Source organism: Vibrio sp. 10N.286.45.E10 (assembly GCF_002874195.2).
GTDB classification, from domain to species: domain Bacteria; phylum Pseudomonadota; class Gammaproteobacteria; order Enterobacterales; family Vibrionaceae; genus Vibrio; species Vibrio crassostreae.
Genome location: NZ_MCWD02000002.1, coordinates 757,050 through 772,032 on the forward strand (window position 1 = coordinate 757,050; position 14,983 = coordinate 772,032).

Sequence of the window (14,983 nt, forward strand, 5' to 3'; positions counted from 1 at the left end):
ATAGGACAAAGGTATGCCTGATCTCTATTGCAAAGGATGTAAAAAAACAACACTACATAAGTCTATAATGAAACGTTGTGAAACAGAGCCCGAGACAGCCTATGGCCGTATGATGCAATGGACGTCAAAGCTATTTAGTGGAAACCTGTACTACGATATGGAAACTCAGCACTTCTGCCGCACGTGCAATTGCCGCTGCGAAACCGGAAGTACTGTTCCCCAAGTTGGTTTAGCCTAACCCATAGTAAGTGCTTACTAACTTGATTCAAAAAACCTCCGTGTTGGGAGGTTTTTGCGTTTCTAGGCTGCTTTGAGTGCAAGTTCAGTTTCAATGGCATTGCCATCAATCTTCACATCCCAACCATAGTTTGAGTACTCATTTGCTAGTGCTTGAGCAACATCTTTTGATACCGTTACGTATGTCCATGAACCAATACCGTAAGGTTTATATGCGAGTTCTTGCGTTTTCATAATAGAGTCATCCTTTCTCTTTGATAATTCTATTATTCACTCTGGCCTATATCCTTTCTTTCGTTTCCGGCTCAACTTATTTGTTAATCGGGTCATTTCTATAATAATTTGTTAATAATCAGAGTTTGATTTATAAGCTCCATTATCTATTTGTATTTATTTATATTTGACGTGAATGCCATGCGTGCATTTAGTTTTTTAAATGTGTGAGCGAGGTTTTCTTCGATTGCTCTAGGTATGGAATATACTGAGCGGAATTTAGAATGTTTAAGGAATGTTATGTCTCAGCATCAACTTGATCGTATCGATAAAGAGATACTACGAATTCTGCATATGAAGGGGCGTTTGCCTGTTGTTGAACTTGCAAAGCAGGTTAACCTCACGACGTCACCTTGCTCTGACAGGCTCAAGCGATTGGAGAAAGAGGGATATATCACGGGCTATCATGCTGAGCTTTGTTCAGAAAAGCTGGGACTCGATGTCCAAGTCTTTATCCATATTCGTCTCGATCAGACTAGCTTTTCTATTTTTGATAAGTTTGCCCAAGCGGTTGAAATGATGCCCGAGGTGGAAGAGTGTTATTCATTGTCGGGAGACTTCGATACCATGATCAAGGTTCGAGTGAAAGACATGAAGGCGTACCAAGCGTTTATGGCAACAAAGTTAGGTACCTTGCCAGGTGTGATTCAGACACGCAGTGAAGTCGTGATTGAAGAGCATAAAAAGGGCTTTGGTGTTAACCCTGAATTGTTGGCAACCTTAAAGTAGGGCACCGGCTTTACTTCAAGCGTGTTTGTTTAGATATAAAAAATGGAAGCCAATAAGCTTCCATTTTTGTGGGACGTTAGAGAAAGAGTAATCCGATAAACTTGTCTGGCTTACTTACAGCGTAATTGCTGCAGAGATTAAGCCAATCACACCACCGAATACACCACCCCAAACCACGAGCCAGCCAAGGTGCTTCTTGATCATGGTTTGAACCATCTCTTTTACAAGCTTCGGTGTCAGTTCATTCAAGCGCTGATCGATGATCGCCTCAATGTTCTCTTTGATTTCATCCATCATCGCAGGCGATTCTAGTTCGTCTTTGATGGCATTTTTTACAGAGTCACTCTTGCTGATTTCAATCACTGACTCTTGCATTTTCTCAACAAATGGCGCTTTCATCGGCTGTAGTGCCTCTGTGCCACCAACCATTGCCAACATACCGCCAAACTGTGAGTTCTCAATAACATGCACCAGTGAGTCGAATGCAGGATTAAAGTCGATCTTCTGAATCACAGGCTCTAGATTAAGCGATTTTCCTGTGATCTCGCTGCTTAAGAAGCGGTCGATGTTACTTTCAGTAAAGAACTGCTCCATCATCAGTTGTTTGATGGCTGCCTTGAACTCTTCAAAGCGCGCCGGAATAACGCCAGAACCGTATAGGCCGGGTACTTTCTCGAACAACATGTGAATCGCAAGCCAGTTGGTTATGGCACCTGAAAATGCGAATAGGCCTGCGTAAAGCAAGTATTGGTTTGCTGTCGCATAGCCGCCAGCAAGCAGTGCTAACGCGATAACGTTAGTTAAGACACTTTTGTTCATGGTTGATCTCTAGAAATAATACTGCGCGCATTTTAAGAAAAAAACGCCAAGAAAAAAACAAAAGGATCGATGAAGTTTACGTAACAGGTGGGGAAAGGTTGCTGATCTAGTGGCATAAGAAAGGCTAGCCTCCCCCCGAAGTCTAGCCTTATTCCAGAACGCGCAAGCGAGGCGTCTTTGGTGTTAATGTCATTATATAATTACGACATAGCATTCTGCCACGTGTAATTTACCACTAATTAACAAATTGTTGTGAATCACGCCGCACTTTTAAAATAGCACAAAAATTAAGCGCTCGTAGCCTGTTCAAGATCATCCGCAATGAAGCCACCAGTTTGGTGATTCCACAATTGAGCATAGATGCCATTTTGTGTAATCAGCTCTTGGTGCGTGCCTTCTTCAACGATATTACCTTGGTCAAGTACGATCAAACGGTCCATTGCTGCAATGGTCGACAGACGGTGTGCAATCGCGATTACTGTCTTGCCTTCCATCAACTCAATCAAGCTCTCTTGGATCGCCGCTTCCACCTCAGAATCGAGTGCAGACGTTGCTTCATCCAGAACTAATAGTGGCGCATTTTTCAAAAGAACACGCGAGATAGCGACACGTTGACGCTGTCCACCAGAAAGCTTAACGCCTCTTTCACCGACTTGAGCATCGTATCCAATGTTGCCAAATGGGTCGGTTAGGGTTTCGATAAACTCATGTGCGTGCGCCTGTTTAGTGGCTGCGTAAACTTCTTCATCTGATGCTTCAGGTCGACCGTAAAGAATGTTGTCTTTGATCGAACGGTGCAGCAGTGAGGTATCTTGAGTCACCATACCTATGTTACTGCGCAGTGAGTCTTGAGTAACGCTAGAGATTTCTTGGTCATCAATCAGGATGCGACCACTTTCTACATCGTGGAAACGCAGTAATAAGTTAACTAGGGTCGACTTACCTGCACCTGAACGGCCCACTAAGCCCACTTTTTCACCTGGCTTAATGTTGAGGTTCAGATTGTTGATCACGCCCTTGTTCTCGCCGTAGTTAAAGCTGACGTTGTCGAAGTTAATACCACCTTGTGGAACGTCCAAAGGCTTCGCATCTTTTTTGTCTTCGATAGCGATAGGTTTAGACAGGGTTTTGATGCCATCAATCACAGTACCTAGGTTTTCGAACAGACCACCGATTTCCCACATGATCCATTTCGACATGCCGTTAATACGCAGAGCTAAGCTGACTGCAATCGCAATTGCACCCACGGTGATTGCACTATCTAGCCATAAGTAGATAGAGATACCCGCAATGCTGAACACTAATAGATAGTTAGCGAACTCTACACAGATGTTGAAGCCAGTTACCAAGCGCATTTGACGGTGCACAGTATCAAGGAAGCCTTCCATGCCTTCTTCTGCGTATTCGGTCTCTCTTTTACTGTGTGAGAACAATTTCACCGTCGCGATGTTGGTGTAGCTATCGACAATACGACCTGTCATTAACGAACGCGCATCGGCTTGTTCTGATGACACATCTTTCAGCTTTGGTACGAAGTGCAGCTGGATACCGATGTAAACGAACAGCCAAACCAACATTGGAGCCATCAAGCGCCAATCCGATTCGGCAAGCATGAATAGCATTGCCGTGAAGTAAACCGTCACGTAAACAAACACATCAACCATTTTGGTCACGGTTTCACGTACCGCGAGCGATGTTTGCATCACTTTAGTGGCAACACGCCCTGCAAAGTCATCTTGATAAAACGATAAGCTTTGCTTCAAAAGGTAGCGGTGCGCTAACCAACGGATCGACATTGGATAGTTGCCCAGCAAAGTTTGGTGAAGCAATAACGAATAAACACTGATCAAGATTGGTATCACGACCAGTAACAGGATACCAAGCCCCATCAGAGTGGATTGGTTGTCTGCTAAGAAGGTGTCTGGGTTGCTTGTTGATAGCCAGTCAACCAGTTGTCCCATGTAACCGAACAGCGCGACTTCGATGATCGCGATGGTCATGCTCATCAAGCCGAGCAAGATCAACGGCTTTTCAAAACCTCGAGTGTAATGGCGGCAAAATGCCAGTATTCCAGTAGGAGGTTGTATCGGCTCTCCCTTTGGAAAGGCTTCAGTAAAGCCTTCAAATTTTTTGTACATAGATTTCCCTTTATAAACGAATGCATCTATTAGCAACTGCATCGTCTGTGTAGCTTTGTTTTTATAGGTTCGATTAGAAATTTAGCAGTCTTGATTTGAAATTATATAAGCGCCAATTCGTTCTTATAAGCATTAAACCATTCGATGGATTTTAGTTTAAGCGTTTGGTTGAAAGCTTGGCTCACGAGTTCGTTAATACTAATACGTTGTTTAAGCGATGTCGTAGGAAAGGTCCAAAGCGTGTCTTTCATGACGCGTATTTTAGATTGAATCGGACAGGAAAAGTTAAGCTTATTTCAAACGTAATTGATTGTTATGCAACGGTGATAATCCTAACGCTAAATGGATTAAATTGTAACCTAAACCCGCCGCAAGCTAGAGAAGGAAGCTTGGATATTTATTCAGCAAAACCTGAATCTCATATGCAAACTGTTGGTTCTTTCTGATGTGCTGTTATCTTGCAGTAAAAATTACCGAATAAACTGAGTTTTGCAGGAATTATCTGGGATAAATATTCAAATCATTATTCTTTTCAGTGAATCTTGTCGTAACAAGTTGTTTACAATTCTGAGGTAAATAAAAGATAGGGACGGTTGAGATGTTAAACCTACACAAAAAATCACTTCACATTACTAATGTTCAAAACGCCAATTGCGTTGTTATGGTGCCGCCAAAAGAATTTAAATTTAATGAAGAAACGGCACAAGATAATGAGTTTCAGCACAGAGTGAATCTGACCGAAGCTGAGGTCAAATTAGAAACTATGGCCGAATTTAAGGCGATGGTCGCTTCGTTGCGTAAAGAAGGTGTGCAAGTTGTAGAGTTTGATTACCCAGAATTGGGAGTTGAAACTCCGGATGCTGTTTTCCCAAACAACTGGTTCAGTACCTGTAGTGATGGAAGCTTATTCACTTTTCCTATGGCGTGTGAAAACCGTCAGAATGAAGTTAAGCCAAATGCCCTTATTGAAGCTTTAGAAGCGTCTGGTCGTATAGTTAACCACAGTGAGTCTCTAGAGTCTTATATCACACAAGGTTCATACCTTGAGAGCACTGGCGTGATGGTGATCGATCATATCAATAAGACCATCTACGCGGCGCTTTCTCAACGTTGTGACCGCGAAGTATTAGAAGATTACGCGAAGCGCATTGGTTATTCTCGCGTGGTGTCATTCCAAACAGCACTGCCGTCTGGTCAGCCGATCTACCACACCAATGTGATGATGGCGATTGGTGATAATTTCTGCGTGATCTGTGATGAAGTGATCCCAGAGTTTGAGCGCCGTTTTGTGGTGAAGTCGCTTGCTAAAGATAAGCAGGTTATCTCTATTTCAATCGATCAGATGAACCGTTTCTGCGGCAACATCCTCCAGCTTGAAACCGTGAATGGCGACAAAGTGATCGCGATGTCTCAATCGGCTTACGACGCTTTCTCCCCAGCTCAACTCGCACAACTTTCGACACACGGTAAGCTACTACCATTTAACGTGAAAACGATCGAAGACATTGGTGGTGGTTCGGTGCGATGCATGTTGGGTGAGGTGTTCTTACCAACGCGAGTAAATCGTCTGTAACAAGCACTCATTTCTAGTAATCAATCTTCGAATACCACTCTCATTGAAGAGTGGTATTTTTGTATTAGCTTATCTTTGAATTGGTCTATCAGAAGTAAGAAGACAGAAAAAAACCAAAGCTAGATACAAGAGCTAACTTACAAAAGCTATGAGGCGCTCTTGAAAGCCCTGTGTTCGATGAATTGAGTTGAGAGTGAGACTACTTCCTTAGAATACACCAGTGCAGTGTGATTGAGCTTGAGTGCGCAGGTGTCTGTTGCGCCTCGCAGGTTAGCGTCTTCAAGTGTCACAGTGCCATCACCAGGGTTTCTGCCCAATACAATGCGACCGACACCCGCATCATAAGTACCTTTAATCACACCAATCGGCACGTCAATATCATAATCACCCAAGCCATCGCTTAAGATCATCTTGCTCGAACCAAATATAAATCCGAGGCCATGATTTGACAGCGTTTTCGCGATAGTTGCGCCGTTGTGTGGAGTTCCCGCGGTAATGATGCAGGTGTCGGCAAAGTCGGGCTGGTAAAACTTAAAGTAGTGGCGGATCAGCAAGCCACCGAGCGAGTGACCAAAGAAATAAACCTCATCGTGTTCATCAAAGCGTGCATTCACGAAGCGGTTAAGGCGTTTAGCCGCAGAAGGGAAACGCAGCGAGTTGTAGGCAAACTTGTGGGTAGTGAAGCCGCGTTTTTTGAAATTTCTATCTAGATATTGCATGATCAACGCAGGCATATACAGACCATGAATTAAAACTATGTGTTTGTTTTTATTATTCATTATTGCCCTCCGACTGATGGTGTTTTCAGTATATGGAGTCGCAATTCTAAACTCAACAAAACTTGCTGTGAATGGGACACAATAGACAGAGAGTGTCGTAGTGGCAGTTCGTTATTCTGACCTGACCCCGCCATAAACGTCTATAGTTAATCCCCCTTGTTGGGCATAAGTATTGGGTGTTAGGCCAATGGTTTTCTTGAGGTAACGAATTAGGTGCGGTTGGTCACTAAACCCAAATTGAAAGGCGACGTCCATCCAGTCGATGTCATCCAAATTTCTCTTATACAAGTATTCCAACATAGCTTCGAGTTTGTTCATCGATTGGCACTGTTTTAGCGTGAGGCCAGTCACCTTGTTAAAGCTTCTCTCTAAGGTTCGTTGTGAGCAAAACAGTTTGTTGCCAAGCTCTGCAATCGGCGTTGAACCAAGCACCCCCAGCACCTTGCGTGTCAGTTCGCTGTGCCTGTCTATTTGACTTGCCGATATCTAAGGCACCAGTAGATCTTATGATTTTGAATTTTTAGTTTTGATTAGCTCAGAATCACTTGCTTCACTTTTTGCTTCAGGTTCAAACAAAACTTTTATCACGCCTTTTTGTAGGATCAGGTTATTAGGGTAGGTGATGATGTTGCCCGAACTGTGTCGAAGAATAACGTGGAACATGGTGATATCGATGATCACACCGCTGATGTCTTCGTCTTTCTCTGCGACCCTAACTCTGTCACCAATGCGATAAGGGAATACGAAAAATATTAGTACGCTGGCTGTTAGGTTACTTAGAATCGACCATTGCGCGAATAAAGCGACACCCAGCACCGCAAATATGGATGACAAGAATAGCGAAATATCACCAAAGCCCAAGTTAAGAACAATCGTAAACACAGCGATGAAGAGTAGAAACAGAACGATATTGAAACACTTAATCACGAACTGCTTTCGCTTCAACTCGACACGCTTGTTCTCCGCTAATGTTTCTATCCAGTTTTTCCCCAAGCGTTTTATCACCCAATACACAGTGATAAGAAGTAAACCTAAACTTACTTGTTTAAGCCACATATTGGATTGCAAAAACTCAATCATTAAATAAACCTCATTTTTCAAAATAACGACCTCTGGCTCTACGGCCACGAGTAGCCCAACGTAAAATGGTGGGATTGCTATTGGGTTATTTGTTCCGGGTATCCCTGCAATATTGACACCCAGTAAACCGGTGAAAAACCCAGCAGGGAGGAAAATACCCGCAATGATAGAAAATAGGTACGTATTTCTATTCTTTTTTTCAGTTTGTTCAGGCAACTCGAGCTTTCCGATGGTTTACATAAGCAAAAGCACTACCGACACGGTGCGAAGATGTCTTGGCTCGCTCGGTATTCGTTGGTTTGCACGTCCATCAGGCCAAGCAAGGAGTCGAACAGGTTATCGTGAGAAAAGCTCTGCTCTTTCCCCGCCTTTCTTAAGCAGGTCTCGCTTATCCCTTTCTGCGCAGCAAAACCATCAGACATCCATAGGATCATCGGTACGTGGGTTTGTTCTTTTGGTGCCAGTGAGTAGGGCATGCCATGAAGGTACACGCCATTCTCCCCTAAAGACTCTCCGTGATCCGAGATATACATCAGCGCGACATTGTACTTGTCGGTCAGTTTCTCCAGTTTCTGAATCGCCTGTGAGAGAAAGAAATCCGTGTACAGGATGGTGTTGTCGTAGGTGTTAACCACTTCCTCTTTGGTACAGTTTTCAATATCGGCGCGAGCGCAATCAGGCGTGAATTTCTTATGTTCTTCTGGATAGCGTTCAAAGTATGTAGGGCCATGAGAACCAGAAATATGATAGAAAATGATGCTATTTTTCTTAAGATCTTGAGTATCTTGCTCGAAGTTTTCTAACATCGCTGTGTCGTAGCACACATCGTTATTACACAACGGGTCGCTGTCTTTGGCGACGAGGGTCATCTCTTTGATTCGGTGTGCAACCGCCTTGTCTCCACCATCATGTTCTCGCCAGATAGAGTGAATGCCCGCGCGGTTCATGATATCGACCACGTTATCTTGATTGTAAGCCTTGTCGCGGTCGTAGTTGCTGCGATTCATGTTCGAGAACATACACGGCACAGAAACCGCAGTGGCTGTTCCGCACGACTGAACATCAGAGAAAAATATCGGGTTGTAAGGCTGGGTGTGAGCGTTAGTTTCTCTCTCATAGCCATGATATTGGTAGTTATACACGCGCGCGGTTTCACCAAGCACAAACACCAGTAAGGTCGGTTTGGTTGACGCTTTGGCTTGCGGTGTTTGCTTCGCATCTAATCCCAATTCTTGATAGGGGATGGGCTGTTTGATGTAGGTGTTATTGATGTATTTCACCGTTGATGCCACATACTCGGTCGGAATGATCATCTTTTTGATGTGCGAGTTATTGCGGCCAAACGATACGTAATCTTTGTAGAAAAGCCCGGCAATAATCGCAATGACGATCAAAGAAGAAAGTAAGCCAATCGATTTCCAGACAAAGAAATCTTTCCAAGACTCTTTTTCAAGTTTGGTAAACAACAGGATGAGTGATGGAATAGCGCCCATCGTTAGTAGCCATAATATCGAGTGACCACTGATATAACTGGTTGCTTCACCGCTATTGGTCTCAAACACATTCTCTATCATGCCGTAGTCGACGAATATGCCGTAATTGAACATACTGTAGCTGACTAAGGTTGAGGTGATCAGCAATAAGATGAAAAACGGCTTAGAGAAGATAGGCCAGTTGAATACTTGGAAGATGAAATTAAAGGCAGCAAGGAAGAAGATAGGAATGGAGATAAGAAACGCAATGCTTTCAGACTTCGATGCTTGAACAATACTAAACAGTTCTTGGGTGAGAGGTAGGTTGATGACAAGCAGGTAATACACGGCCAACACAAAAGGCAGCTTGTTTATCGAGATGTTTAAGCTTGGTAGATTCATAGGTCTTATTTTCCTGCGTCTCTTATCCCTTTATTTTAGTCTGGCTACCAAGAAAGCTCTAATATCAACGCATAAAGCTCAGATAGGCGGCGATAAACCGACTAAAGTGAAATGACGCGATAGGTGTGTAGATACAAAAATTCACTTTACTGAGTGACCTTCATGACAAGGTGGAACAGCAAAGTGAATTAGTATGTTCAGCTTATTCTATGTGGTTCAATCACATTAGAAGTTGTATGAACCACCGAAGCTAATGCTGCTGAATGCTAGTGTTTTGTCTTCTTTCTTAAAGCCGTAGTCGTTTTCAACACTCACTGCGTCTGCTTGTGAAATTAGACGTAGTGTTAGATGTTCGATTGGCGTGTATTCAACACCAACACCAAAGTGGAAACCTGTACCGCTATCATCATCGTAGCCAGCGCTCTTGTTTGCGTTTAGGTCAACAGAGCTTAAACCAGCCAATACGAATGGGCGGATTGTGTTGTCGAATGTGTAACCAAGATTTGCTGACAAAGAAACAGACGTCGGAGACAGTTTTGCCGTCCCCTTTTTGTAGTCTGCGTAATCGTTGTAGCCAAGTTCAACACCTACGATACGGTTGAATTGGTAGCCGCCGTATAGGTTGTAGCCCATGCCATCTGAATCTAAGTCACCTTGACCATCTGTATCAGAATCTTGGTATACGCCAAGGCCGCCACCAATGTACGCACCGCCGTCAGTACCTGCTGCTAAAGCAGGAAGAGAAACTGCGCTGATTAAACCTAGTGCTAATGCTGATTTTGTTATCTTGTTCATCTTCGTTACTCACTCTTTAATGTCATGCCAGTATCAATAATTTTTGTTTTGCGACCGTTGGTGAGCATTATTCCGTAGTCTTGTACCTATTACTGTATGGCTTTGTAAGTTGAATCGTTACATAGTAGAAAAAATACACATCAGATTGCGTAGTGGATAAGGTTCCCCAAAATAAGGAATAAACATGTTAATGAGACAAAACGCAGGCTTGGTGGTTGTGGACATACAAGGCAAGCTCGCACGCCTCGTCGATGACAGCGATTCGCTGATTTCTAACTGTGGGAAGTTAATTCAAGGAGCGCAGGCTTTGGATCTGCCAATTATTAGTTTGGAACAGAATCCCGAGAAGCTAGGTGCTACAGTCGATGAACTGAATGACCTGTTGAGTGATGCTAAGCCGATACCTAAATTCACGTTCAACGCGTGTGACGAACCTAAATTTGTTGAGGCGGTGCAAGCCAAGGACGTGGATACTTGGTTAGTGTGTGGTATCGAGGCTCATATTTGTGTTTATCAAACCGCATTGGGTTTATTGGATCTCGGGTACAAGGTTCAAGTAGTTGATGATTGCATTAGTTCACGAACCGCACTGAATAAGAAATTGGCCATCAGCCGATTGCGGGACGCTGGTGTCCAAATCACAGGATTGGAAATGAGCTTATACGAATTGGTGAAAGATTGCCGCGCACCAGCATTTAAGCTCATTCTGTCCTTGATTCGTTAGTCACCGAGAGGTTGTCGGTCGCCGCCGCCTCGGTAGGAATCGAGTGCAACCTTCAAGCGGCGCAGTTTATCGCGCGAGCGGTTCTTGTGATTGACCGCCATACCCATAGAAAGCACATCCACTAAGGCTAACATTGCGTAGCGAGATGCCGATGGTTTGTAGATGAAGTCGGTTTCCATGTGTTTGATAGGTAGCAAGATATCTGCAATCTTTGCCAGTGGTGTGTCTTGTGGGGTAATCGCGATGATCTTAAGCCCATACTGCTTAGCTAGCTCTGCGGTTTCGGTGATCACAGGCGTGAAACCGGTCGCGGAAATCATCACCATCACATCGTTGGCATCTGCCGTGGCAGCAACCATGCGTGACATTAAACCATCGTTGTACGACACCACTGGGTAGCCCAAGCGGAACAGGCGGTGTTGCAGCTCTTGAGAGGCGATGGTTGAGCCGCCACCCATGCCGATAGCAATAATTTGTCTGGCGTTGTGCAGCCAGCTCACCGCGGTTTCAACGTCTTGCTCCTTGAATAGAGTGCGGTTGATGTCTAGGCTCTGCTTGATCGATTCGTAGATACCTTGATAGCCCGTTTGGTTTACCGGTTCGAGAATAAAGCGCTGGCCCACCGTTAAGGTTTGAGCAAGCTTGATTTTCATATCACGTACGTTGTTACAGCCGATCGCCTTAGCAAAACGGGTTATCGTGGCTTCACTGACTTGAGCACCTTCAGCAAGCTCTGTGATACTGGCATTGGCAGCAAAATCAATGTCGTCCATGATCAGCTTGGCGACTTTTTTCTCGGCATCACGAAGAGCGGGAAAACGCTCTGTTATCTGTGAAATGATATCTACTTCTAAACTCAAGAATCTTGATCCTTTGTTGATGGGGCTAACCGTTATGGCTTAGTTTTTAAGAACCTAGCTCGTAAGAACCAAGCTATTTAGAACTAGGCTATTTGGCATTAAGCCATTTAGCACTAACCTATATAAAACTCAGCCTTAGCCCCGTAAGTATATCTGAATGTTTCGCTGATTCTAGCTTATTGAAAAATCGAGCTAGAAGCAGGTCTCTACCCAGTTTGTTACCTGATAGTCGTCATCGCTGATAGCAATGTAACGCCACTTATCGAACGTCAAGCACGGGTGTGAGGTAGAAAACGCAATCATGTCACCGACTTCAATCTCAGAAGAACCGTCTGTTTCAACAAAGGTATGCTGATCCATTACCGCGGTAGCAGTGAGCCCTTTTACTGAGATAGCTTCGCCGTTACGATAGCCGCGCTCTGCAATTGGTAAACCGGCATCGAAGGCAACATCACGCTTACCTAATCCAATCACTAACTTGGTCGGCTCTGGGCGAGAGATAACATATGCCCACACTTCAAGTGCCGACTCTAAATCACCACCCAATTCACACGCGTAACCTTGGTTTACTTGCGCACGTTGCAATACCTTGCTTTGGGCATCTAGGTAGATCCCAGTATCGTGAATGGCATAACAACCTGGGCGGATAATCGCTAAGTAATTTGTGAGGTTTGCCAAGCATTCTGCCACCACGTCATACCAAGCCGAGCCTGCGCCCGTAATTATAGGTTGACCGGTAATTAAGCCATCTGATGCGAGGCTTTCGACCGAAGTGAGCGCTTGGTTTAAGAAGGTACGAATGTCTTGCTCGGCATTGTCGCCATGAATCACACCCTCGTATACCTCAATACCCGCTAGCGAAAGCGCAGGCGTATCTTGGATAATTTGCGCCAGTTTTAGAACTTCTTGAGGTGAACGACAACCACAACGGCCACCCGGAACACCAAACTCGATTAGAACTTTTAGCGTCTGCTTTTTGTTGGAGAAATATTGGTTGAGTTGCTGCACGTTTACTGACGAATCCACACAACAATAGAAATCAACGTCGAACTCACTAATAAGCTGTTCGATGATCGCCATGTTGGTTTTACCTACCAATTGGTTAGCCATGATGATTCTTTTTGCACCTGCCATTGCTGCAATTTCTGCTTGTGCAGGTGTCGCAACGGTAATTCCCCAAGCGCCATTTTCTAACTGTTGACGGAAGAAGTCAGGTGTCATCGATGTTTTTCCGTGTGGCGACAATTTAACCTGATGATGATCGGCGAATGATTGCATCCAATTCAGGTTATTGGTCAACGCTGATTGTTTGATAATTGCTACCGGAAGCGAAATGTCTTCATCAACCAGTCGATAAACACCGTTCTCAGATTGTGATACTGCTCTCCCTTTTTGGCCTTTTTCAGTCAAGATGAAACTATCTTTTTGATACTTTATAACATCTTTTTGCGCCGGGTTATGTTTCATTGCTGATTCCTAACATGATTTAAGTGATTGTTATTTAATGTTTAAATATATCTGTAATGTATTTTGTGATAGAAACTATCACACAAATTAAAATATTATGTGTGTTTTGTCACTGAAAATAATCGGCTGGATTTCTAATATAGATCCATCAACAGAGTGGATTGAGAGAGTGAGAAATGTTGTTCGATACGATAATTAAAAATGTAGAGGTGTTTGATGGCACCGGCGAACAATCGTTTTGTGCCGATGTAGCAATCCGAGATGGAAAAATCGCTGAAATTGGCAAAATCGATCATGAAGATTGTAGCCAGTTGGTTGAGGGAGCAGGCTTAGCATTGGCTCCTGGATTCATCGATGTACACACACATGACGATACCAATGTAATTCGTTACCCAGACTGCCTACCAAAGATCAGCCAAGGTGTGACGACCGTGATTGTTGGCAACTGTGGCATCAGCGCATCGCCAACGGTTTTGGCGGACGATCCACCTGACCCAATGAATCTATTAGGCGCGCAGGCTGATTTCAAATACCCAACTTTTGCGGCGTATGCACAAGCGGTAGAGCAAGCGCAACCAGCGGTGAACGTAGCAGCGTTAGTTGGCCACACCACACTGCGTAACCAAGTGATGGACGATCTACAGCGCACCGCAAGCGAAGAAGAAATTGCAGCAATGCAAACCAACCTTGATTTAGCGATGGATCAGGGTGCGTTGGGTTTGAGTTCAGGTTTGGCTTACGCAAGTGCGAAACAAGCGAATGCCAACGAAGTGATGCAGTTAGCCAAAGTGCTGTCTAACCATGGCGGCATCTATACCACGCATATGCGTACCGAATTTGAAGAGATCTTAAGCGCGATGGAAGAAGCGTTTGAGACTGGGCAATACGCGAAAGTGCCTGTTGTTATCTCTCACCTTAAATGTGCTGGGGCGGGCAACTGGGGAAGAACCGTTGAAGTGCTTGATTTGATGGACAAGGTTTCTGAGCACCAAGATGTGTCTTGTGACTGCTACCCATATTCAGCGAGCTCTTCGACATTAGATCTGAAACAGGTGACGGACGATTTCGATATCTTCATCACTTGGTCTGAAGCAAAGCCAGAACATGCAGGAAAAACGCTGAAGCAAATTGCTGATGAAATGAATCTACCACTGATGGATGCGGCGAAAGCACTTCAACCAGCCGGTGCGGTTTACCACTGCATGGATGAGAATGACGTAAAGCGCGTATTGAAATACAAGCTGACCATGGTTGGTTCTGATGGTTTACCAAATGACCCGCATCCACACCCAAGGTTGTGGGGCACCTTCCCGAAAGTGTTGGGTCACTACTGCCGAGATGAAAAACTGTTCGCGCTGCCAGAAGCGATTCACAAAATGACCGGAATGTCTGCGAAGCGCTACAACCTCGCGGGAAGAGGTGAGATTCGCCAAGACGCATTTGCTGATTTAGTTTTATTTGATCCAAAGAGTATTAAAGACACAGCAACATTTGAAAATCCTATTTCAGTTGCTGAGGGAATAGAAAGTGTATTTGTAAATGGTGAGTTAACTTACCAAAAAGGAAAAGTAAAAAATAATCGTTCAGGCGTTTTTATTTACCGTAATTAGAATTTAATTGTTTCATTAAATATAC

Annotated in this window: 13 protein-coding genes and 2 pseudogenes; 4 read left to right on the forward strand and 11 right to left on the reverse strand. The window is 44.1% G+C overall.

Annotated elements, in window-relative coordinates:
• Positions 1-300 precede the first annotated feature (300 nt).
• Positions 301-471, reverse strand: coding sequence for a hypothetical protein (locus tag BCU34_RS16470; RefSeq protein ID WP_165886738.1), 171 nt, complete (start codon positions 469-471; stop codon positions 301-303).
• 279 nt (positions 472-750) lie between these two features.
• Between BCU34_RS16470 and BCU34_RS16475 the strand changes: the two genes are divergently transcribed.
• Positions 751-1,239: an Lrp/AsnC family transcriptional regulator gene (locus tag BCU34_RS16475; protein ID WP_004732526.1), complete on the forward strand. Its 489-nt coding sequence runs from the start codon at positions 751-753 to the stop codon at positions 1,237-1,239.
• Positions 1,240-1,353: 114 nt separating this feature from the next.
• Here BCU34_RS16475 and BCU34_RS16480 read toward each other — a convergent pair whose 3' ends face one another.
• Together BCU34_RS16480 and BCU34_RS16485 are read right to left on the reverse strand one after the other, a co-directional pair.
• Entirely contained in the window at positions 1,354-2,058 is a 705-nt protein-coding gene (locus tag BCU34_RS16480) for a DUF445 family protein (RefSeq protein ID WP_102480797.1), read from the reverse strand.
• Positions 2,059-2,345: 287 nt separating this feature from the next.
• Entirely contained in the window at positions 2,346-4,196 is a 1,851-nt protein-coding gene (locus BCU34_RS16485) for an ABC transporter ATP-binding protein (protein ID WP_102480798.1), read from the reverse strand.
• Between the two features lie 598 nt (positions 4,197-4,794).
• Here BCU34_RS16485 and BCU34_RS16490 point away from each other — a divergent pair.
• Positions 4,795-5,769 carry an arginine deiminase-related protein gene (locus BCU34_RS16490; RefSeq protein WP_102480799.1) on the forward strand — a complete coding sequence of 325 codons (975 nt, stop codon included), beginning with the start codon at positions 4,795-4,797 and terminating at the stop codon, positions 5,767-5,769.
• A 146-nt stretch (positions 5,770-5,915) separates the two neighbouring features.
• Here BCU34_RS16490 and BCU34_RS16495 read toward each other — a convergent pair whose 3' ends face one another.
• The 6 genes and pseudogenes from BCU34_RS16495 to BCU34_RS16520 all read right to left on the reverse strand — a co-directional run bounded on the left by BCU34_RS16495 (position 5,916) and on the right by BCU34_RS16520 (position 10,297).
• Positions 5,916-6,548 carry an esterase/lipase family protein gene (locus BCU34_RS16495; protein ID WP_102480800.1) on the reverse strand — a complete coding sequence of 211 codons (633 nt, stop codon included), beginning with the start codon at positions 6,546-6,548 and terminating at the stop codon, positions 5,916-5,918.
• Between the two features lie 111 nt (positions 6,549-6,659).
• Positions 6,660-7,022, reverse strand: a pseudogene (locus BCU34_RS16500) (helix-turn-helix domain-containing protein); the annotation flags it as partial.
• A gap of 30 nt (positions 7,023-7,052) precedes the next feature.
• Positions 7,053-7,628, reverse strand: coding sequence for a mechanosensitive ion channel family protein (locus tag BCU34_RS16505; RefSeq protein ID WP_107898558.1), 576 nt, complete (start codon positions 7,626-7,628; stop codon positions 7,053-7,055).
• A 15-nt stretch (positions 7,629-7,643) separates the two neighbouring features.
• Positions 7,644-7,838: pseudogene (locus BCU34_RS16510) on the reverse strand (CorA family divalent cation transporter); the annotation flags it as partial.
• A 41-nt stretch (positions 7,839-7,879) separates the two neighbouring features.
• Positions 7,880-9,502, reverse strand: coding sequence for a phosphoethanolamine transferase (locus tag BCU34_RS16515; protein WP_102480801.1), 1,623 nt, complete (start codon positions 9,500-9,502; stop codon positions 7,880-7,882).
• 225 nt (positions 9,503-9,727) lie between these two features.
• Positions 9,728-10,297 carry a porin family protein gene (locus BCU34_RS16520; protein WP_102266842.1) on the reverse strand — a complete coding sequence of 190 codons (570 nt, stop codon included), beginning with the start codon at positions 10,295-10,297 and terminating at the stop codon, positions 9,728-9,730.
• 184 nt (positions 10,298-10,481) lie between these two features.
• Between BCU34_RS16520 and BCU34_RS16525 the strand changes: the two genes are divergently transcribed.
• Positions 10,482-11,021: a hydrolase gene (locus tag BCU34_RS16525; RefSeq protein ID WP_102480802.1), complete on the forward strand. Its 540-nt coding sequence runs from the start codon at positions 10,482-10,484 to the stop codon at positions 11,019-11,021.
• On the opposite strand, the gene BCU34_RS16530 is transcribed toward BCU34_RS16525, so the two are convergent.
• Both BCU34_RS16530 and BCU34_RS16535 read right to left on the reverse strand, forming a co-directional pair.
• Complete coding sequence (locus BCU34_RS16530) at positions 11,018-11,881, reverse strand: MurR/RpiR family transcriptional regulator (protein WP_048660500.1); 864 nt, start codon at positions 11,879-11,881, stop codon at positions 11,018-11,020. The two genes, BCU34_RS16525 and BCU34_RS16530, sit on opposite strands and share 4 nt — an antisense overlap.
• Before the next feature lie 192 nt (positions 11,882-12,073).
• Positions 12,074-13,348 (reverse strand): amino acid deaminase, encoded by a 1,275-nt coding sequence (locus tag BCU34_RS16535; protein ID WP_102480803.1) that lies wholly within the window; start codon positions 13,346-13,348, stop codon positions 12,074-12,076.
• Between the two features lie 176 nt (positions 13,349-13,524).
• Between BCU34_RS16535 and BCU34_RS16540 the strand changes: the two genes are divergently transcribed.
• Positions 13,525-14,958 carry an N-acyl-D-amino-acid deacylase family protein gene (locus BCU34_RS16540; RefSeq protein ID WP_102480210.1) on the forward strand — a complete coding sequence of 478 codons (1,434 nt, stop codon included), beginning with the start codon at positions 13,525-13,527 and terminating at the stop codon, positions 14,956-14,958.
• The last annotated feature ends 25 nt before the right edge of the window (positions 14,959-14,983 follow it).